General features: G+C 50.9%; 20 protein-coding genes and 1 pseudogene. 19 read left to right on the top strand and 2 right to left on the bottom strand.

Annotated elements, in window-relative coordinates; translation table 11 throughout:
* Window positions 1-2 precede the first annotated feature (2 nt).
* From hemB to RDU59_02360, 16 genes and pseudogenes are all read left to right on the top strand, one after another.
* Entirely contained in the window at window positions 3-977 is a 975-nt protein-coding gene (gene hemB / locus RDU59_02435; protein ID MDQ7837332.1) for a porphobilinogen synthase, read from the top strand.
* A complete protein-coding gene (gene ahbD / locus RDU59_02430; GenBank protein ID MDQ7837331.1) occupies window positions 974-2,104 on the top strand; it encodes a heme b synthase in 1,131 nt (376 codons plus the stop codon). Before hemB ends, ahbD begins: the two co-directional genes overlap by 4 nt.
* 86 nt (window positions 2,105-2,190) lie before the next feature.
* Entirely contained in the window at window positions 2,191-2,634 is a 444-nt protein-coding gene (locus RDU59_02425; GenBank protein MDQ7837330.1) for an AsnC family transcriptional regulator, read from the top strand.
* A gap of 214 nt (window positions 2,635-2,848) precedes the next feature.
* Entirely contained in the window at window positions 2,849-3,403 is a 555-nt protein-coding gene (locus tag RDU59_02420) for an HD domain-containing protein (protein ID MDQ7837329.1), read from the top strand.
* On the top strand, window positions 3,339-4,682 hold the full coding sequence (locus RDU59_02415; GenBank protein MDQ7837328.1) for a (Fe-S)-binding protein: 1,344 nt from the start codon (window positions 3,339-3,341) through the stop codon (window positions 4,680-4,682). The genes RDU59_02420 and RDU59_02415 overlap by 65 nt, the downstream gene beginning before the upstream one ends.
* Window positions 4,683-4,987: 305 nt before the next feature.
* Window positions 4,988-5,368, top strand: coding sequence for a cytochrome c3 family protein (locus RDU59_02410; GenBank protein ID MDQ7837327.1), 381 nt, complete (start codon window positions 4,988-4,990; stop codon window positions 5,366-5,368).
* Between the two features lie 321 nt (window positions 5,369-5,689).
* On the top strand, window positions 5,690-6,985 hold the full coding sequence (locus tag RDU59_02405) for an RnfABCDGE type electron transport complex subunit C (protein MDQ7837326.1): 1,296 nt from the start codon (window positions 5,690-5,692) through the stop codon (window positions 6,983-6,985).
* Window positions 6,982-7,950, top strand: coding sequence for an RnfABCDGE type electron transport complex subunit D (locus tag RDU59_02400; GenBank protein MDQ7837325.1), 969 nt, complete (start codon window positions 6,982-6,984; stop codon window positions 7,948-7,950). Before RDU59_02405 ends, RDU59_02400 begins: the two co-directional genes overlap by 4 nt.
* Window positions 7,937-8,533: an RnfABCDGE type electron transport complex subunit G gene (locus tag RDU59_02395; GenBank protein ID MDQ7837324.1), complete on the top strand. Its 597-nt coding sequence runs from the start codon at window positions 7,937-7,939 to the stop codon at window positions 8,531-8,533. The genes RDU59_02400 and RDU59_02395 overlap by 14 nt, the downstream gene beginning before the upstream one ends.
* Before the next feature lie 20 nt (window positions 8,534-8,553).
* Window positions 8,554-9,162 (top strand): annotated as a pseudogene (gene rsxE / locus RDU59_02390) (electron transport complex subunit RsxE).
* Between the two features lie 21 nt (window positions 9,163-9,183).
* A complete protein-coding gene (locus RDU59_02385; protein ID MDQ7837323.1) occupies window positions 9,184-9,762 on the top strand; it encodes an RnfABCDGE type electron transport complex subunit A in 579 nt (192 codons plus the stop codon).
* Between the two features lie 48 nt (window positions 9,763-9,810).
* On the top strand, window positions 9,811-10,617 hold the full coding sequence (locus tag RDU59_02380) for an RnfABCDGE type electron transport complex subunit B (GenBank protein MDQ7837322.1): 807 nt from the start codon (window positions 9,811-9,813) through the stop codon (window positions 10,615-10,617).
* 11 nt (window positions 10,618-10,628) lie between these two features.
* Window positions 10,629-11,105, top strand: coding sequence for a universal stress protein (locus RDU59_02375; GenBank protein MDQ7837321.1), 477 nt, complete (start codon window positions 10,629-10,631; stop codon window positions 11,103-11,105).
* A 2-nt stretch (window positions 11,106-11,107) separates the two neighbouring features.
* Window positions 11,108-11,542, top strand: a complete 435-nt coding sequence (locus tag RDU59_02370) for a SoxR reducing system RseC family protein (GenBank protein ID MDQ7837320.1) — start codon at window positions 11,108-11,110, stop codon at window positions 11,540-11,542.
* A 49-nt stretch (window positions 11,543-11,591) separates the two neighbouring features.
* Complete coding sequence (locus tag RDU59_02365; protein MDQ7837319.1) at window positions 11,592-13,031, top strand: sodium:proton antiporter; 1,440 nt, start codon at window positions 11,592-11,594, stop codon at window positions 13,029-13,031.
* A gap of 10 nt (window positions 13,032-13,041) precedes the next feature.
* Entirely contained in the window at window positions 13,042-13,926 is an 885-nt protein-coding gene (locus RDU59_02360; GenBank protein MDQ7837318.1) for a universal stress protein, read from the top strand.
* A gap of 278 nt (window positions 13,927-14,204) precedes the next feature.
* On the opposite strand, the gene RDU59_02355 is transcribed toward RDU59_02360, so the two are convergent.
* Window positions 14,205-15,257 (bottom strand): FAD:protein FMN transferase, encoded by a 1,053-nt coding sequence (locus RDU59_02355; GenBank protein MDQ7837317.1) that lies wholly within the window; start codon window positions 15,255-15,257, stop codon window positions 14,205-14,207.
* A gap of 248 nt (window positions 15,258-15,505) precedes the next feature.
* Between RDU59_02355 and RDU59_02350 the strand changes: the two genes are divergently transcribed.
* The 3 genes from RDU59_02350 (at window position 15,506) to RDU59_02340 (ending at window position 18,293) form a co-directional block, all read left to right on the top strand.
* Entirely contained in the window at window positions 15,506-15,949 is a 444-nt protein-coding gene (locus RDU59_02350; protein MDQ7837316.1) for a cytochrome c family protein, read from the top strand.
* A gap of 121 nt (window positions 15,950-16,070) precedes the next feature.
* A complete protein-coding gene (locus tag RDU59_02345) occupies window positions 16,071-17,750 on the top strand; it encodes an ATP-binding protein (GenBank protein MDQ7837315.1) in 1,680 nt (559 codons plus the stop codon).
* Between the two features lie 93 nt (window positions 17,751-17,843).
* Window positions 17,844-18,293, top strand: coding sequence for a universal stress protein (locus RDU59_02340; GenBank protein ID MDQ7837314.1), 450 nt, complete (start codon window positions 17,844-17,846; stop codon window positions 18,291-18,293).
* 119 nt (window positions 18,294-18,412) lie between these two features.
* Here the strand turns inward: RDU59_02340 and RDU59_02335 are convergent, their stop codons facing one another.
* Window positions 18,413-18,763, bottom strand: a complete 351-nt coding sequence (locus tag RDU59_02335; protein MDQ7837313.1) for a TIGR02266 family protein — start codon at window positions 18,761-18,763, stop codon at window positions 18,413-18,415.
* Window positions 18,764-18,794 lie beyond the last annotated feature (31 nt).

Here is an 18,794-nt window from a genome sequence, read left to right as displayed (position 1 = left end):
AGATGCTGTTTCCGGATTATCGCCCGCGCCGCATGCGTCAGAATGAAAATTTCCGCGCCCTGATTCGCGAGACGCATCTTGCGCCGGATCAACTTGTCTATCCCCTTTTCGTCGTGCCGGGGAAAAAGGTCAGGAAAGGGATTCCTTCCATGCCCGGTTGTTTTCAACTTTCCCCGGATCAGTTGAAGGCTGAAATAAAAGAGATAAAGGACGCCGGGATCAGGTCTGTTCTCCTTTTCGGCATCCCGGAAAAGAAGGACGAGATAGCCTCCCAGGCCTATGCCAAAGACGGTATTGTGCAAAGGGCGATAGCCGAGATAAAGTCATCTGATAAAGACCTTCTGGTTATTACGGACGTCTGCCTCTGTGAATACATGAGTCACGGCCACTGCGGATTTGTCTCCGGGGGTAAGATTGAAAACGATGCGACACTGGAGATACTGGGCAGGGTAGCCCTTTCCCATGCCCGGGCCGGCGCGGACATGGTTGCCCCTTCGGATATGATGGACGGCCGGGTGGCTGAGATCCGTGAGACCCTGGATGAAGCCGGTTTTGAACACATACCCATTATGTCATACGCGGTCAAGTACGCCTCCGGTTTTTACGGGCCGTTCCGCGAGGCGGCGGAGTGCGCTCCACAGTTCGGCGACCGGCGTTCGTATCAGATGGACCCGGCCAACAGCCGCGAGGCCGTGCGCGAGGCCACCCTGGATATGGAGGAAGGGGCTGACATCCTCATGGTTAAGCCGGCCCTGCCTTACCTGGATATCATCTCTCGTTTGCGGGAGGAATTCGACCATCCCATCGCCGCTTATCACGTCAGCGGCGAGTATGCCATGGTAAAGGCGGCGGCCAAGATGGGCTGGCTGGATGAAGAGCGGGTCATGATGGAATGTCTTCTGAGTATCCGGAGGGCCGGAGCAGATATTATTATTACTTATTACGCCAAGGAAGCAGCGAGGTTGCTGACCAGATGAAACCGAACCATCCCCATCCCCATCCCCACCACTCTCAGGGCCATACATCCGGGCAGGATGTGCCGCCCCTTCGTCTTGTAGCCTGGGAATTGACCAGAAATTGCAACCTCTCCTGTGTCCACTGCCGGGCCGCAGCCACCCGCGGGCCGTATGACAATGAATTGACAACCGAAGAATGCAAGGGGATTATCGATGATATCGCCGCCCATGCCCAGCCGGTTATGATTATGACCGGTGGTGAGCCTCTCCTGCGCGAGGATATCTTTGAACTGGCAAGCTATGGTACAGACAAAGGCCTGCGTATGGTGATGGCCACTAACGGCACCCTCATCACCCCGGAAGTGGCCGGAAAAATGGTAGATGCGGGGATAAAGAGGATTAGTATAAGCATTGACGGGGCGACGGCTGAAAGTCATGATAAATTTCGTCAGGTCGAAGGGGCCCTTAAGGGGGCGCTTCAGGGGATTGAAGAGGCCAAAAAAGCAGGTCTGGAATTCCAGGTCAACACCACTATTACCGGGATCAACCTCAAGGAACTGCCGGCTATACAGGAACTCACCGTATCACTTGGGGCAGTAGCCCACCATATCTTTCTCCTGGTACCTACCGGCCGTGGTAAGGATCTGGCTGACCAAGCCCTTTCCGCCGCTGAATACGAAGAGACCCTGAAGTGGTTTTATGAGCAAAAGGATAAGGTTCCTCTGCATCTCAAGGCCACTTGTGCCCCGCACTATTATCGCATCCTTAGGCAGCGGGCCAAAGCGGAAGGAAAAGAGGTTACCTTCCAGTCCCACGGGCTGGATGCCGTGACCCGCGGATGTCTGGGAGGCGTCGGCTTCTGCTTTGTCTCACACCGGGGAGATGTCCAGCCCTGCGGTTATTTAGAGATAAACTGCGGATCGGTGCGCGAGATGCCCCTTTCCCGCATCTGGCGGGAATCACCGGTATTTCTTAACCTGCGTAATCCGAAGATGTACAAGGGCAAGTGCGGTATCTGTGAATATCATCGTTTCTGCGGCGGATGCCGGGCACGGGCCCATGAGATGTCCGGTGATTACCTGGCCGAGGAACCTCTCTGTACATATCAACCCTTAAAAATGCGGGCGCCGGCGAAGGAAAGTCATTAGCTTTCAGCTATCAGTCACTAACCGTCGGGTGTCAAACGCTCAAGTCCGTTTTGAACTTTGGGCTTTGACCGTTGGGATTTAACAAAATGGATGCTACAGACCGGGCCATTTTAAACGAGATACAATCCCATTTCCCGATTGAATCCCGCCCCTATGCGACTATAGGAGAGCGGCTCCAACTCACAGAGACAGAAGTTTTAGACCGGATTAGACGTTTGCAGGATAGGGGCATAATACGCCGTCTGGGGGCAAATTTTGATTCCCGCCGCCTGGGTTACATGACTACTCTCTGCGGGGCCAAGGTCCCACCGGAAAGACTGGATGAGTTCATAAGGGTGGTAAATTCTTATCCTGGGGTAACCCACAACTACTTACGCAGGCACGCCTTCAATGTCTGGTTTACCTTTATCGCTGAGTCTTCAGAGGCTATTGAGAGGCAGATTGGAGAGATAACCGAGAAGACCGGCGTTAAGGTTTACGACTTCCCCGCCGTTCGTTTATTCAAAATCAAGGCTGAGTTTAAAGTTTAAAAGTATTATTAAGCCAGGGTTGATGAATTTGTAAAAAAGCCTTTTCACCGTTGAGCACGCAGAGTCCGCAGAGAAAAACTGCAAACTATTCAATATGTTATCTCGGCGTTCTCAGCGATCTCTGCGGTAAAATGTTACTTTTTACGAAGCCGTCAGGGTTGAATCCGAGAACCGTTGAGGTGGCAATGTCCCATCTGCTCGGAGAGGAGATAGCATGAAGAGGATTGCCAAATTGCTCTTTGAGGCCGGGATGCTGAAAAAGACGCCGCGTACCGGCTTCCGTTTTCTGGGTTCCGGGCAGGAATCGGTGGCAGATCATTCCTACCGGGTCATTCTCATCGGATATGTGCTGGCCGGGATTTCACCGGGTGTCGATCGATCTAAGGTAATGGAGTTATGTCTCTTCCACGATCTGGTTGAGGCCCGCACCGGGGACCTGAATTATGTTTACAAGGACTATGCTACGGTGGACTCGGCCAAGGCGGTCGCTGCTCTGACCAAGGACCTCGATTTTGGGGAGGACATCGCCGGATTAATAACAGAGTTCAAATCCGGCCATACCGAAGAGGCGAAATTAGCCAGGGATGCCGATCAGTTAGACCTCATTCTTGAGCTTAAAGAGCAGCATGACCTTGGGAATAAGTTTGCCCGGGAGTGGCTTGCACACGTAGTCAAACGGATCACCACACCGGCCGGCCAGGAGCTTGCCGGGGAGATATTGGAGACCGATTTCTGCTCCTGGTGGTTTGATAAGTACCGGGGGAGATAAAGAAAGTGGAGATCAGGAGGTAGGATCCATTAGCACACCCTCATGTAATAAGTGCGGGACATGCATGAGCGTCTGCCCTATTTACCAGGTGACAGGCATGGAGGGTTATGCGCCACGGGGTAAATTGAGTCTTATCGAGGCGAACCGGGAAGGCAGGTTACCGTTTTCTGACCGCTTTGAAGAATTGCTCTCCTACTGTCTCCTTTGCGGGGCCTGTACAACTGTCTGTCCCGCCGGGGTAAATGCGGATGCCTCCATACAGAAAGCGCGGGCAAGGTTGGTCGAAGAGAAGGGGCTCCCGGCGGGGAAACGGTATTTTTTCCATTACCTTCTGGATTCTGAGCATCTTTTGCCTTTTATATTAAAAGGCAGTTCCCTGATCCAGGGCCTCCTTTGCAAAAGAATCCCGGAAGACAGCGGCCTTCATTGTCGATTTCCGATTCCTCTGTTGACCGGAAGGTCATGGCTGCCGCCATTGGCGCCGACCTTTTTTCTGGATAATGACCTGCCCCAGGAAACAAGCGCCCCGGCTAAGGCGGCTTACTTTACAGGGTGCATCACAAATTATCTCTTTCCTAACGTAGGGAAGGCTACCCTGAATATTTTTGACTTTCTCGGAGAGCCTGTATGGGCGCCCAAGAAGCAGAAATGCTGTGGGTTCCCGGCCTTTTGTGCCGGGGATGAAGAGACGGCGCGTTCCCTGGCCAGAGCCAATATATCTGCATTTATGGATGGACGGTTCGATTACATCGTTACGACCTGTGCCTCCTGCAGCTCCCATCTAAGATTTAATTACCCCAGGCTCCTGGCTGATGACCCGGTTTTCGCAGAAAAAGCGGCGGAATTTTCGGCAAAAGTGACGGATATATCGGTCTTTTTGTTCCATAACAAGGGTTTTTCCCGGCAGCTATCGGACCTCACGCCGAAAACCAGCAGCCTGAAGGTGACGTATCATGATCCCTGCCATTTTCGGTTTAGAGAAAAGATATTCGAGGAGCCGCGTCTGCTCATCAAGTCGCTGCCCGGAGTTGATTTTCGCGAACCGGCAGGCGGAGCCGCATGTTGTGGGCACGGCGGGTTGTTTAATATAACTCATTATGACCTGTCCCAGGAGATTTTTGATAAAAGGATGGCCGGGTTTAGAGAGACGGGAGCAGATACCTTAGTCACCAGTTGTATGGGTTGCCTGTTACAGTGGAAGGAGGGTCTGGTTAGGCATGGGCTTAATGCGCAGGCCATGCATCTGGTGGAGTTATTCGATATGTTTTTATCAAAATGAGCCGCCTATTTCGGGGATAGACATTTTCCTTGACATGCAATCTCTATTTTGTTACACACAAGCTGAACTGTGATTCAGTGGGTGACTGTGAAAGATAACCACAGAGTGCACAGAGAAAGCTAAATAGTTTTCATCCGGAGACCGCCGTTTCCGAATGAAAACTCTCAGCCGTCAGCAAAAAATAAGACAAACAACATATTAAGCTGATAGCTGACTGCCGACCGCTCCATCCAGAAAACCAGGGTTTTCGGATGGAGATTAGTTAATCTTTTGGCAATAAGTTATTGTTAGTCAGGAGGAAAGAGATGAAAAACAGGGGCATTCTGCTGATGATAGTCATGGCTGTTTTTATAATAGCTACTTGTGCTTACGCCCAGGAGGAAGTGCTGAAACTGGAGCATAAGGCCTTTGAAAAACGACAGAGGCCGGGCGTAACATTCCTGCATGCCCAACACTTTGCTACCATTGAGTGTACGGCGTGCCATCATTTTTATGTAAATGGACAGAACGTCTGGGATGAGTCGCGGGAGACGAATTGTGCGGCCTGCCATGGCTTGGAGGCCGAAGGTAAGAAAATGGGCCTTATGAAGGCGTTTCACGAGAACTGCGTAGGTTGCCACCGGGAGACCAAACCGGCAGCAGGCAAGTCACTCCCTGTGATGTGTGGCGAATGTCACAAAAAATAAATATGTAGATGTAGTTTTTTAAAAACGGGAAGTTTATAAACTTCCCGTTTTTTCTTTTGCGGAGCGTATTATTAATGACGGCTCGGTAACAAGTCAATTTCTCACGCAAGGGCGCAAAGACCGCGAAGGAAAAATGAAAATCTGGAAATCAATAAATCAGTAATAAAAGATTTTTTCATGAGTTTATGAGTTCCAAATTTTATTTTTTTTGCGTCCTTGGCGGCTTTGCGTGATATTTTGGATGTTGTTTTTTATCTTGACAAAGAGTGTGTTTAGGTATATCCAATCCCGTAATTTGCTGGAAGGAGAGAGTGAACCAATATGAGCCCAGGTAGCTTTTCTGGCGGTATTTGCTTGTCTGCTTCAGACGCAGGCGCAAACAAACCCTTCGAACGTATCATCCCCTCCGGTGTTGTAACTATCCCTCTCAGGCAGGATCTCGGCGGAATTTGCAATGCCAAGGTCAAAAAGGGTGATGAGGTCAAGGTCGGACAGGTAATCGGTGAAAGCGCAGGTCCGGAAGGCGCCTCTATCCATGCCACGGTTTCCGGTAAAGTAGCCGATGTAATAAAGGCCTATCCCCATTTTTCAGGGGGATTCGTCCCGGCTGTGCTCATAGAATCCGATGGCAAGGATGAGTGGGTGGGACTGGAGGGCAGCGCGGACCCAATGGCCGCCATACAACAGGCGGGAATTGTTGATTTTGATATAAAGCCGGTACCGCTTGCGGCCAAGCTCAATGAGGCAAAGTCTCGCCGGGCTAACGCCCTTATTGTGAATGCCATGGACATAGAGCCGGTACTCTCGAGCCGGTCACGTCTGTTGTCTGAAAGGGTTCAGGAGGTGGCCTGCGGGATAGACACTATAAAAAACATAATCGGCGCAGCATCGGTGTATGTCGCCGTCGATAAAGGCGCGTCTCAGGCCATGTCCGCTGTCGGTTCCGCCTGCGGTGGTGCGGCTACCGTAGTGGGGTTGAACCCTAAGTATCCCCAGGCTGTTGACCTCTTACTGGTAAAGTCGATACTGGGTAAAGAGGTGCCCTGTACAGAGGCCTATTGTGTGGCCGATATAGGGGCCCTGGTCCTGAGCGTCGAGACGGTGGCGGCGGTGGGCCGGGCTATGGCGGATAAAAAGCCGGTGGTGGACAGGTTCATAACCATTACCGGCGCCAACGGGACCGGCGCCAAAAATGTCCAGGTAAGGATAGGCACGCCGATTAAGGAAGTTCTGGGGCACTGTGGAATTTCCGTGGAAGGGATGGGCAAGGTTATAGCCGGCGGCCCCATGATGGGCACGGCTATCGCCAATACCGACATGCCGGTGACCAAAGAGTTGCTCGGTATTTTCGTACAAAATGAAAAAGACATCACAAAATCTGAAGCGGCCGTCTGTATAAAATGTGGTTTTTGTGTGGACGTTTGTCCAATGCAGCTCATGCCCTTCCTTATCTCGGGCTTGTCTGAATCGGCCAACTACACTATGGCTCAGGGATATGAGATTTTTACCTGTATAGAGTGTGGTTGCTGCGCCTATGTGTGTCCGGTAAGGATACCCATGGTGCAATGGATAAAATTCGGCAAGGCACAAATTCTAGCGCAAAGGAGTAGCGAATGAAAGCCCCGGAACTTGTTGTATCCGCAACGCCGCATATCCATAGCGGCAATTCCGTTCAAAAGATGATGCTTAATATAATTATCGCCCTGCTCCCGGCTGTAGCTATCGGTATTTATTTCTATGGCATGGGTGCCTTAGTGGTAGCGGCCGTTTCCGTAGTTTCGGCAGCGGCCTGGGAGGCTATCCTGCAGAAGATATTAGGGCGGCAACTTGCCCTTAGTAATCTTACTGCAATGGCAAGCGGTCTGGTTTTCGCTGCAATCCTCCCGCCCACACTCCCCTGGTGGATGATAACCATTGCCACGCTCATCATGATACTCCTTGGCAAGGAGATTTACGGGGGGTTGGGAAACAACCCATTCAACGGGGTATTGGTAGCCTATGTGGCTTTAAAAATCTCTTACCCGGAGGCCATGATTACCTGGACGCCGCCGGCCGGTGATATCATGACCGAGCTGCCCCCCCTCCAGGTCTTAAGGGATGAAGGGGTCGGGGTTATCTGGGAATACTTTACTTTGAAAGACCTCCTCATTGGCAAGGTAGCCGGTACTGTAGGTGAAGGGTGCAAGATTGCGTTACTGATAGGCGGCCTGTTCCTTCTTTTAAGGCGGAATTTTTCCTGGCATATCCCGGCCGGTTTCCTGACGGGTATCGTCATCTTATCGGGTATTTTGTGGATGGCCAATGCCGAAAAGTACGCCAGCCCGCTTTTCCATCTACTGACCGGTGGCAGCCTTTTAGCGGCCTTTTTTCTGGCTACCGATTCCACTACCTCGCCGGTTACGCCGGGCGGTAAACTTCTGTTCGGACTGCTAGGCGGTATGCTTGCGGTGGTCATCAGGGCCTGGGCCCAGTGGGAGGATGGGGCCTATTTCGCTGTTTTCATGGCCGGTACGTTGACTCCGCTCTTAGATAAGATCAGACCAAGGGTTTACGGGAGGGTAAAAGCCAGTGCAACTTCGTGAAATTATCAAGATGATCGTAGTTTTGACGCTTATGGCCGCTGTCTGCGGCGGCGGGTTGTCTTTGGTAAAGATGGCCACGGCCGAGCAAATTACCTACCAAAAGATTAAGAACATCAAGGAACCGGCGCTGAAGAAGGTGCTGACCGGTTATGATAATGATCCGGTCACAGACCGGAAGGACATCGTGACCGGCAAAGACAAAAAAGGGAAAGACATTATAACCACGTTTTTCTTTGCCAAGAGCGGAGGAAAAGTTATCTCTGTGGCGTTCGAGACTTCTGCCGGTGGATTTCACGGAGATGTCGGTGTTATGGTGGCGGTAAACCCTGCTACCGACAAACTGGACGGCTGTGCCATTACCACTCAGACCGAGACGCCGGGTGTCGGTACCAGGGTGGCGGATGACCCGTCCTTCTGTGCTCAGTTCAAAGACAAGTCTGTATCGGAAAATTTCGGACTTACTTCGGCCGGCGGTGTGGTACAGGGCCTGAGCGGGGCCACGGTGTCATCGACCGGTGTTAGTAATGCGATGAAGGCCGGTATAGAAGTGTATAAAAAATACAAGTCCCAGTTGGGTGTATAATCTATAAGGAGGGTTCATAGATGGCGTCGCGTTACGTATCGGAATTTACCAAAGGCCTCTGGAAAGAGATACCGCCATTTCGTTTTGTTCTGGGTCTCTGCTCCACAATGGCCGTGACCACGGATGTGGCCAATGGCATCGGGCTGGGGGCCGGGGTCATTTTCGTGACCACCATGGGGAATGTCTTTATCTCCATGCTGAGGAAGATTATCCCGGATAAGGTAAGGATAGCGGTCTTTATCGCCATCATTGCCAGCGCGGTCATCATAGTGGAACTGGTGATGCAGGCCTATTTCTATCCGCTTTTCCTGGTGCTCGGTATCTGGATACCTCTTATAGTGGTTAACTGAATACCCCTTGGACGGGCGGAGGCCTTCGCCCGCAAAGAGTCGGTCGGACTCTCTTTAGTTGATGGACTGGGAATGGGGTTGGGGTTTACCATGTCACTGACTGTAGTGTCGACTATCCGTGAGATACTGGGCAAGGGATCATGGTTCGGTATCCCGCTGATGCCCGAGGGTTATCCGGGCATGCCGTACCTTCTCAAGCCGCCGGGCGCCTTTGCCCTCCTGGGAATCCTGCTCGGGATCATGAACTTTATATCCCTGAAGATGGAAGCCAAGAAGTAATCTGAAAGGAGAGGTCGTATTATGGAACAAAGCTGGTTCATGTTTATACTTTCAGCTATCATTATAAATAACATCCTCTTGATAAGGTTCCTGGGTAACTGTCCGTTCCTGGGGGTTACCACGGCCATGGACAGCGCCATCGGCATGTCGGCCGCCTGTATATTCGTCAACGTCCTGTCCGGGGTTCTCTGCTGGATATTTCAGAAGGCGGTACTGGATACCCTGGGCCTGGAATATCTCCAGACCCTGGCCTTTATCCTGATCATCGCCGGGTTGGTCCAGTTTGTAGAGATGGTCCTTCAGAAGATGTCGCCTGGGCTATATCGTGCCCTGGGTATCTACCTGCCGCTCATTACTACCAACTGCATGATTTTTGGTGTGGCCGTGCTGAATATCCAGGAAGACTATGATTTTATGCATACAGTGGTGTATTCCATTGCTACGGCGGTGGGTTTCAGCGTGGCCATGGTGATCATGGCCGGCATCAGGGAACGGATGCGGATCGCACATATACCGAAGCTGTTGGACGGGGTGCCGCTTGGCCTGATTACGGCCGGGATGATAGGCCTTTCCTTTTTCGGACTGGCCGGCGTAGGTTGATGGATTTACGTTTACCAGGAACAAAATGAAATAAGAGGGTGGTATGTTATGGGACCGACAATTACGGCAATCGTAGCTATGGGGGCACTGGGATTGGGGCTGAGTGTAGTGCTGGGGGTGGCCGCCAAGGTCTTTTACATCTACGTTGACCCCCGGATAGGGGCGGTTACGGATGTCCTGCCCGGCGCTAATTGCGGCGGCTGTGGTTATGCGGGATGTAGCGACTGCGCAGCGGCTATTGTGGAAGGCAGAGCCCCGGTCAATGCCTGTAAGGCCGGCGGCGCCGGTACGGCCGCGGCCGTGGCTCAGGTGTTAGGTGTTTCAGCGGCGGTCGGAGAGCGCGAGGTCGCCAGGATCTTCTGTAAAGGTGACAGTGCCAAGGCCGAACGAAAGTTTAAATACATGGGGATTAATGACTGCCGGGCGGCCATGCTGATCTCCGGCGGTGATAAATCTTGTAGTTACGGGTGCCTGGGGCTGGGCACATGCGTGGCCAATTGCCCGTTTGGGGCGCTCAGCATGGGGGAAGACGGCCTGCCCAAAGTAGATGATGAAAAATGTACGGCCTGCGGGACGTGTGTCAAGGTGTGTCCGCGGCATATCCCTAAGGTGGTTCCGGTATCGCAGAAAGCGGCTAGTCTGTGCTCTTCGCATGATGTCGGCAAGCTGGTCAAGGAGATCTGCGATGCCGGCTGTCTGGGCTGCGGCCTGTGCAAGAAGGCGTGTCCGGAAAAGGCGATTGAGATCGTGAAATTCCTTTCCGTAGTGGATGCCAAAAAGTGCACCGGATGCGGGGCATGCTTTGAGAAGTGCCCGACCGGTATTATTCAAAGCTTAGTTTTCACCGTAGTATGAGGAGGCGTTGAATGTCTCAGAAGATATTGATAGCGATGGATGAGTCGGAATATTCCACGAAGGCGGTGCGGTATGTGGCTGATACCGTGAATCCAAAGGCCGTGGAGATAACCCTTTTTAGCGTGTTGCCGGAGGCGCCGGGCACCGGCCTGGAAAAAGAGCCGTCGCTGATTCCCCTTTTTCAGAGCCGGGTAACCGAGTTAAAAGGTCTTACGGAAGAGAAGCGCAAGATAATGGAATCCGCTACGGCTTCAGCCAGGAAGATTCTGGAGGGAGCAGGGATACCGGATAACAAGATAGGCGTCAAGATCCAGGTAAAGAAGGTCGGTATAGCCCGGGACATCATGTTTGAGGCCCAGGAAGGAAAGTATAGTGCCATTGTCGTCGGGCGAAGAGGTGTTTCTGCCATAAAGGAGTTTATGTTCGGCAGCATTTCGAACAAGGTGGTAAGCTTCGCACGAAACTGCACGGTCTGGGTTGTGGATTAAAAATGTCTCGTATTCGCGAAGAAGAAGGCGAAGTAATCGCCGTTGAAGGCAAGCAGGCCAAGGTCAGGATCAAGTGCAGTCCGGCCTGTGACAGTTGCTCAAGCCACAAGACGTGCGGGCTGCTTGGTGAAGGCGAGATGGTGCTTACGGCATTAAATAGCGTAGGGGCCTCCAAGGGTGAGAGGGTGCGCGTCTCACTCAAGGTGGAGGGGGAAGTAAAGGCGTCTTTTATCTTATATCTTGTTCCTCTGGTTGGTCTGGTAGCCGGGGCGCTGATAGGTTATTACACGCAGTTTTTGGGCGATAAGGATATTTCAGGGGCCGTTTTTAGTCTTTTATTTGTGGCGCTTACCTTCATCGGCATAAAATATTATGCCCACATCAAATATAGCGGAGATCAGTCCTACAATCCAATAATTACAAAGGTAGTGGCTTAGTAGCTGGAAAGCCATAAGATTCTGTAGAGGATACTGGAGGGGAATACTTATGACTCGAGGAAAGTTGTCGTCGCTTTTTTTGCTGATATGTCTAATCGTGTTTCCATCGGTTGCGCTGGCCTCTGAGGCCGGGCACGGTGGGATTAATTTAGGAGAGGTGCTGCCTCTTTATAGCGCCATACCATTTGCGGGCATGCTCCTTTCCATCGCCCTTATGCCGCTTTTCCTGCCCAAGTTCTGGCATCATCACTTCGGCAAGGTCTCCGCTTTCTGGGCGGTGCTGGTGGCTATTCCAATGGTTATCGCCTATACGGGTACGGCCGTGTATGAATTTATGCATGTGATAGTGGCGGATTATGTGCCCTTTATCATCCTGCTCTGGGCGCTGTTTACCGTCTCAGGTGGTATCCTCCTCAAAGGTTCGCTAAGGGGCACGCCGGTAGTAAATACGGTCATGCTCATCATAGGCACGGCGCTGGCCTCGTGGATGGGCACTACGGGAGCGGCCATGCTTATGATACGGCCGTTCCTCCGCGCCAATAACTACCGCAAGAACCGGAGCTTTATGGTCGTATTCTTTATCTTCCTGGTGGCCAATGTCGGCGGGGCCTTAACCCCGCTTGGCGACCCGCCGCTCTTCCTCGGATTTCTGCACGGTGTCCCTTTCACCTGGACCTTCAATATATTGCCGCAGATGCTGACCGTAGCCGCTATAGTCCTGGGGATATATTTCGTGGTTGACACCTATATGTACAAAAAGGAAGGGATAACCGCGCCTGTGGATGAGGGCGTCAAGGAGCCCCTGGGGTTGGACGGGGCCTTGAATTTCCTCTTTCTGGCCGGTATCATTGGGGCAGTGCTGATGAGCGGCCTGGTGGACTGGGGTTCCATTAATATGTTCGGCATACACCGGTCTGTGGCTGACCTGGCCCGGGATGGTATCCTGATCGTTATGGGGGCGCTTTCGCTGGTAACTACCTCTAAAAAGGTCAGGGAAGACAACGACTTCTCATGGGCCCCGATCCTGGAAGTAGCGTATCTCTTTGCCGGTATATTTGTCAGCATGGTGCCTTGCCTTCTGATCCTGAAGGCAGGAACCAAGGGACAACTGGCCTTCCTTATCGAGGCGGTGAAGGAACCGGCCCACTATTTCTGGGCCTCGGGCATCCTCTCCAGCTTTCTGGACAATGCCCCGACCTATTTGACATTCTTCAGCACGGCGCTCGGCAGTTACTATCCGGGCATGCCGGAGGCACAGGCGGTGCCGAAGCTTATCGCAGAGAATGCTATTTATCTTAAGGCCATTTCCTGCGGTTCGGTCTTTATGGGGGCCAACACCTATATTGGCAACGCCCCGAACTTTATGGTAAGATCTATTGCTGAGGAGGCCGGTACGCCAATGCCCAGCTTCTTTGGATATATGATTAAGTATTCCATCCCGGTATTGTGTACAACATTTGTGGTTATAACCTATATCTTCTTCATTTAAGGAGGGCTCTATGAAAAAGGTTCTGTTTGCGACTAAATTCAGGGAATTGGCCTTTGACGCCCTGGAGTCCCTTCTGGATTTGAAGGCGGCCGGGCTTAAGGAGGTAATCCTTACCTACATAATTCCACGTGAGGAAGTGGCCTTTGTGCCTTACGGGGGCTACATGAAGGATGAAGAGGAGCGCCTCAGGGAGCAGGCCCGGATCCGGTTTGAAGACTGGCAGGAGGCCCTTTCCAAGGCGGGTGTAGATAGTAAAATCCGCATCGAGGTCGGTGAGCCGGTTCCAAAGCTGGTCAGAATTGCTGAAAAGGAGAAGGTCAACCTGATTGTAGCCGGACGGAAAAAACGGACGGCCCTGGAAAGGGTTTATGTAGGCTCGCATACCCTGGACCTGTTACGCCGGAGTACGGCTATCCCGGTCCTCATAAGCAAGTATATGGTTCATTGTGATATGGAGGGACAATGTGTAAGGCGTGTTAATGAACATCCCTTCCAGCGGCCCTTGTTTGCTACCGACTGGTCGAAGCCTTCAAAGAATGCCCTTGAATTTATCACAACCCTGAAGGGTGCCGTGGATAAGGTGGATGTGGCCCATATCATTGGGGTTAAGATATCCAAGAATCTCGATAAAAGTGAGCTGAATCGTATCGAAAAGGAGAGTAAAGAGAGGCTGGACAAATACTGCGCGACACTGAAGAAGGCGGGGATCAAGGCCGAACCCCATTTGACTGCCGGGCGTACTGCCGGCGAGATTATACGGCTTTCCCGGGAGTTGAACTCCACCATGATTGTACAGGGAACGACAGGGAAGGATCGCGTTAAGGAGTTTTTTGTCGGTAGCGTCTCACACCGCATAGCTGAGGCATCTGAGCTTCCGACGCTGTTGGTGCCGTAAGTCCGATACCCCCTCACCCTAACCGTTCGGTTTCCATAACGTAGGGGCGCCGCTTGCTGCGCCCTTGTTGGGCAGGGCAAGCCCTGCCCCTACGGCGAGATGCTCTCTCCCGCAAAAGGGGGGGAGAGGGGATTATCGATTATTCCCCCCTTGCCCGCCTACGGCGGGCCGAGGACAGATGGGAGGGGATGTAGAGGAGGGTGAAATAGCAATAAAAAACGCCAGCTCATTCTACATGAACTGGCGTTTTTGTTTTTGATATATCGATAAGTTGCTTCTTAGGCCGTCTTCCAACCCTTAGAAGCGAATTTCTTATTCCCGCTGGTTATTATTACCATAGCCTCCACATTCGGCAATGCCTCTACAAGCCGCATGCCTTTTTCTATGCCTTCAACAAAGACGGTGGTAGAAAGCGCATCGGCCTCCATAACCGTGGGAGCGGTGATGCTTACACTGGCCAGACCCCTGGGAGACCGGCCGGTATGCGTATCAATAATGTGGTGGTAGAGCTTTTCCCGATCAAAGTAAACCTCATAGTTACCGGACGTGGCCACCGCGCCATTGTTTAATGCTATTGTTTGAAGATATGGTTTTTGCTTCCTGGGATCGGTGATGCCGATCTTCCAGGACTTATTCGGACCGTTCCCGCCTATAGCCCGGATATCTCCACCGGCATTGATCAGTGCATACTGTACGCCCATTTTTTTCAGGGTATTGGCAGCTTCGTCAACGATGTAACCTTTGGCAATGCCATCAAGGGTGATGCCCATGCCTTCTTTCAGAAAGTGGATACCTTGTTTATTAAACTGTATCTTATCGGCATCAACCAGGGACAATTTTTCTTGGACTTTTTCTGATGACGGCGCATGTCCGGTTCTGGCAAACGCTTCTTTATAGAGGTCAACAAGGGGTTGGACTGTTATGTCAAAAGAACCCTGACTCAGGAAATGAAAGTAGGAAGCCTTGCTCATAACCTGTGCTAATTCCGGACAGATATCCTTAAGCTGCCCCTTATGGTTTAACCAGGATACCGGGGTGCTGTTAGAGTAGCGGTCAAATACCTTGACCAGTTTCTCCATCCGTGCAAAGCCCTTTTCCACGGCCTCAAGGGCCTTGTCCTGAGATGGATGCAGCACGGTTATATTGACAAAAGTGCCCATAAGGGGAATAGTCCTGCTGACCTGATTAAGACCGTTAGAAAGTTTGGCCTCGGATGATGTTGGAAAAACATTGGGAACGGCCATACCTAGGCCGAGCATGCCTATAATCTTAAGACAATCCCTACGGCTGGTTAAGGCCTGTGGTCCATTTTTAATGCCAGTTTTATCCATTCTAACCTCTCCTTTCCGGACTCCGGTTAAAAATCTTCACCAGTGTTTTCATAGACCATAACCATTCATTAGTCAAGGGTTTTCTGTGGCGTAATGGATAATTATTAATAGAGCAAAATGCCCGGTATTACAGCCCTGATTTGTGGATGGTTTATTGTGGGCTTGACTGGGGAGGGAAATACATTTAATGTATAATTTATAACTATTGCAACCGGTTATAAAAACAAATAACGGGGGGTTGGGGGATAATGAAAATATTTATTATGATAATCGCCTCTTTCTTATTTTTTACTTACGGTATGGGCTTGTTGTTTACCTTACAAACAGCGCAGGCGGCAAAGGGCAAGGCTACCTATGTGGGGATGGCAAGGTGTAAAGAGTGTCACCCTAAAGAGGTAGAGACATACTTAACGTGGAAGTACTCCAAGAATTTTCGAATTATCCAGATGAGAAAGAAAGACCGTGATCCGAATTGCCTTCGCTGCCATACTACAGGTTTTGGACAGCCGGGCGGTTTTTGCAGTGTGGAAAAAACACCGGATATGGCAAATAAACAGTGTGAATCCTGCCATGGCCCGGCCAGCCTGCATCTTAAGGCCCCAACGAAAGAGGAACATCAGAGGACTTTGACCATTCCTAAAAATCTCTGCACTACCTGTCATAGCGGACATAGACATCCAGGGTGGTACTGATTTATAGGCAATGTCGCCGGGCATCAGCCATTAGTCATTGGTCAACTGTAAAGGATTGGCCGCTTTTAACGGTGGGAAATGACCGTTGACAAATGACGTTCACTACAGAAAGAAGGTCTGAATGGTGCATCTCAAAGAAAAACTAAGGGCTTTCCTCCTCTTGAGCAGTCTTCGGCTCAAGGTTATGTTGGGTATAGGGCTGATCTTGCTTGTAGGCATGGGCACCTTTACATACATAGATGTCATATCGCACCGTAAGGATTTCCTGGACGAAGAGGAGAGGAAGGCCGCAGAAACAAGTGATACCGTCATGAAGAGTGTTGAATATCCGATGCTCGACGGCGAGATGGAGCAGGTTCAGAGCATATTAGAGCGTCTGCGTGTATTACGGGATATTGACGTTGTGCATCTGTGTGATACCAAAGGTGTTATACGCTATAGTGGTGTGGCAAAAGGCAACATAGGGAGGGTGACGGAATCCCGTATTACTCTGGAGGCCTTACGCACCGGTAAGCTGACCAAGGGGCTGGAGGTGCGGCGGGTGGAACATCCGGCGGAGGCGGAGAAAATCCTCCGCTATGCCCTGCCCATACCTAATGAAAAGACGTGTTTTAAATGCCATGGAGAAGAGCCAGGGATCCTGGGGGTTTTGACGGTTGGTTATAAATGGACTCGTATTGAAGAAATGGTCGCTGGCCATCTGCGTCGCGACCTCTTTTATTTTATTATCTCTATTACCCTCATAGGCTTTTTTTTAAATAAGTGGCTCACAAAATCCATTACCCGCCCGATATCCGTGCTCACGGCGTGGACCGACGAGGTCAGCCGCGGCAACCTGGACGTTAAGCTTGATTTAGGCAAGAAGGTAAGGTGCTGGGAAATGGAAAATTGTGATAAGAAAGAATGCCCTGCCTATGGGCGCACCGATGTGATGTGCTGGTTTATTGACGGCACCCTCTGTAAGGGCCAGCCTATGGGGAAGTTCCCGGACAAGCTTGATGAGTGCCGTGAATGTCAAGTCTATAAGGAGCACGTGGGGGATGAGATAGTTCAGTTGGGTGATTCTTTTTGCCACATGGTCTCGGAATTAAAGAGATCCAGGGAGGCATTAAGCCGCGCGTACGAAAGGAACCTGCAGGCGGAAAGGTTAGCCACTATCGGCAAGGGCGCCGCCCATATTGCGCATGAGATCAAGAATCCCCTTATGCTCATCGGCGGTTTTTCCAAACAGGTCTTTGAGTCCCTGGGGCACGAAGACCCGAACAGGAAAAAATTGCAGATCGTAACCGACGAGATAAGGCGGCTGGAGAGCTTGCTTGTCGATGTATCAGATTTTGCGAGAATGGCCCAGCCCCAGAAGAGCATACAGAATATCAATGAGGTGGCGTTGGATGTTTATAACTTGATGTCCGGAGAACTTCAAAAACAGGGGATAGAATTTACCAAATCACTTCGGCCTGATATTCCGTCCAGTTCTTTTGATCCCCGGCAGCTTAAGCAGATCCTTATCAATCTGGCCAAGAATGCGGTCGAGGCCATGCCCCATGGCGGCAAGCTGGACATTGCCACGGATATGGAGGGTCAGATAATTAAGATCACGGTTACAGATACCGGTAAGGGGATTCCCGGTGAAAATCTCCAGGATATATTTAACCCGTTTTTTACCACAAAACCCAAAGGGACAGGGCTGGGGCTGGCTATTTCGCGGAAGATAATCGAGGACCACGGTGGGTCTGTCGAAATAAAGAGTAAGGTAGGAGAAGGCACCACCTGCATCGTTAACTTGCCGATCACATCCTAAGAGTGGGCTTTTGCCTTGACAGGGGGAAATGACAACTGATAGCATAAATAATAAAGGTAGTTGTCTCAACATCCCAGAGTCATGGAGGCGGTCATGAAAGAAATTAAGAAGATTTTGTGTCCGGTTGATTTTTCAGAGAGTTCAAAAAAAATCGTTCCTTATGCCGTTAGCCTTGCTGAGAAGTTTAATGCTAAACTATATCTTGTTTATGTGGTGAGGGGGTTGGGGCATTTTTCCGGCTTTTACATCCCACATGCCTCGATAGCTAACTTTGAAGCAGAGGTGTCTCGGGGCGCCGAGAAGAACATGCAGAACTTTGTGAAAGAGCACCTGGAGGGTTTTAAAAATTTAGAAACCCGTGTACTGATTGGGGATGTCGGTGAGGAGATAAATAAATTAGTCACGACAGAAAGGATTGATCTGATAGTCATGGGCACCCACGGACGGAAGGGGCTGGACAAGGCCATTTTTGGAAGCGTGGCCGAACAGGTTGTAAAATCAGCTCCCTGTCCGGTTATGACCGTAAATCCATATAAAGTTTAAGAGTAACTACTCGGGTTGTCAGGTTCACGGTTCACGGTTGGCTACGTTGCGCTTTTCATATCAATCTTCATCGCTCTCTAACCTTGAACCGTGAACCTTGGAACTTTGAACTCTTTGTATCAGTTCTTCATGTCTCTGATAAATTTATTTATTCGTTCCTTGTCATGATCGCTTAAATTTTCAAATTCTATTCCCATTCCTGCCCGGGGATGCCCGGTGTCTTTTCCCGGGGGACTGGTCGTGGACCAGACGACCACTCCATGCGTCTCAATGGGCTTATTATGGTCACCGGGCAGATAAAATTTTATCTCAACGACTGTCCCTACAGGGGCAGGCCTGTCGGTTTCGATAAAGATGCCCCCTTCATTCAGGTTTTGGCTGAGGCTGGTAAAAATATCCGTTGGGGTTGAGTAATAGATCTCAAGCCTGACCGCCTTCCTGGAGACTTGCCTTCTTTCTTTTTTGTTCATTTAACTCTATGCCCTCTTTCTGGTATTGGAT

It is taken from the genome of Thermodesulfobacteriota bacterium, assembly GCA_031082315.1.
GTDB lineage: Bacteria > Desulfobacterota > QYQD01 > QYQD01 > QYQD01 > QYQD01.
Note: the sequence above shows the minus strand (reverse complement) of the source record. Positions and strands in the feature narration are given on the sequence as shown.

Excerpts from the sequence above, each read along its gene's own strand:
- hemB (MDQ7837332.1), top strand. The coding sequence starts at position 3 with ATGCTGTTTCCGGATTATCGCCCGCGCCGCATGCGTCAGAATGAAAAT.
- ahbD (MDQ7837331.1), top strand. The coding sequence starts at position 974 with ATGAAACCGAACCATCCCCATCCCCATCCCCACCACTCTCAGGGCCAT.
- RDU59_02425 (MDQ7837330.1), top strand. The coding sequence starts at position 2,191 with ATGGATGCTACAGACCGGGCCATTTTAAACGAGATACAATCCCATTTC.
- RDU59_02420 (MDQ7837329.1), top strand. The coding sequence starts at position 2,849 with ATGAAGAGGATTGCCAAATTGCTCTTTGAGGCCGGGATGCTGAAAAAG.
- RDU59_02410 (MDQ7837327.1), top strand. The coding sequence starts at position 4,988 with ATGAAAAACAGGGGCATTCTGCTGATGATAGTCATGGCTGTTTTTATA.
- RDU59_02405 (MDQ7837326.1), top strand. The coding sequence starts at position 5,690 with ATGAGCCCAGGTAGCTTTTCTGGCGGTATTTGCTTGTCTGCTTCAGAC.
- RDU59_02400 (MDQ7837325.1), top strand. The coding sequence starts at position 6,982 with ATGAAAGCCCCGGAACTTGTTGTATCCGCAACGCCGCATATCCATAGC.
- RDU59_02385 (MDQ7837323.1), top strand. The coding sequence starts at position 9,184 with ATGGAACAAAGCTGGTTCATGTTTATACTTTCAGCTATCATTATAAAT.
- RDU59_02380 (MDQ7837322.1), top strand. The coding sequence starts at position 9,811 with ATGGGACCGACAATTACGGCAATCGTAGCTATGGGGGCACTGGGATTG.
- RDU59_02375 (MDQ7837321.1), top strand. The coding sequence starts at position 10,629 with ATGTCTCAGAAGATATTGATAGCGATGGATGAGTCGGAATATTCCACG.
- RDU59_02370 (MDQ7837320.1), top strand. The coding sequence starts at position 11,108 with ATGTCTCGTATTCGCGAAGAAGAAGGCGAAGTAATCGCCGTTGAAGGC.
- RDU59_02365 (MDQ7837319.1), top strand. The coding sequence starts at position 11,592 with ATGACTCGAGGAAAGTTGTCGTCGCTTTTTTTGCTGATATGTCTAATC.
- RDU59_02360 (MDQ7837318.1), top strand. The coding sequence starts at position 13,042 with ATGAAAAAGGTTCTGTTTGCGACTAAATTCAGGGAATTGGCCTTTGAC.
- RDU59_02355 (MDQ7837317.1), bottom strand. The coding sequence starts at position 15,257 with ATGGATAAAACTGGCATTAAAAATGGACCACAGGCCTTAACCAGCCGT.
- RDU59_02350 (MDQ7837316.1), top strand. The coding sequence starts at position 15,506 with ATGAAAATATTTATTATGATAATCGCCTCTTTCTTATTTTTTACTTAC.
- RDU59_02345 (MDQ7837315.1), top strand. The coding sequence starts at position 16,071 with ATGGTGCATCTCAAAGAAAAACTAAGGGCTTTCCTCCTCTTGAGCAGT.
- RDU59_02340 (MDQ7837314.1), top strand. The coding sequence starts at position 17,844 with ATGAAAGAAATTAAGAAGATTTTGTGTCCGGTTGATTTTTCAGAGAGT.
- RDU59_02335 (MDQ7837313.1), bottom strand. The coding sequence starts at position 18,763 with ATGAACAAAAAAGAAAGAAGGCAAGTCTCCAGGAAGGCGGTCAGGCTT.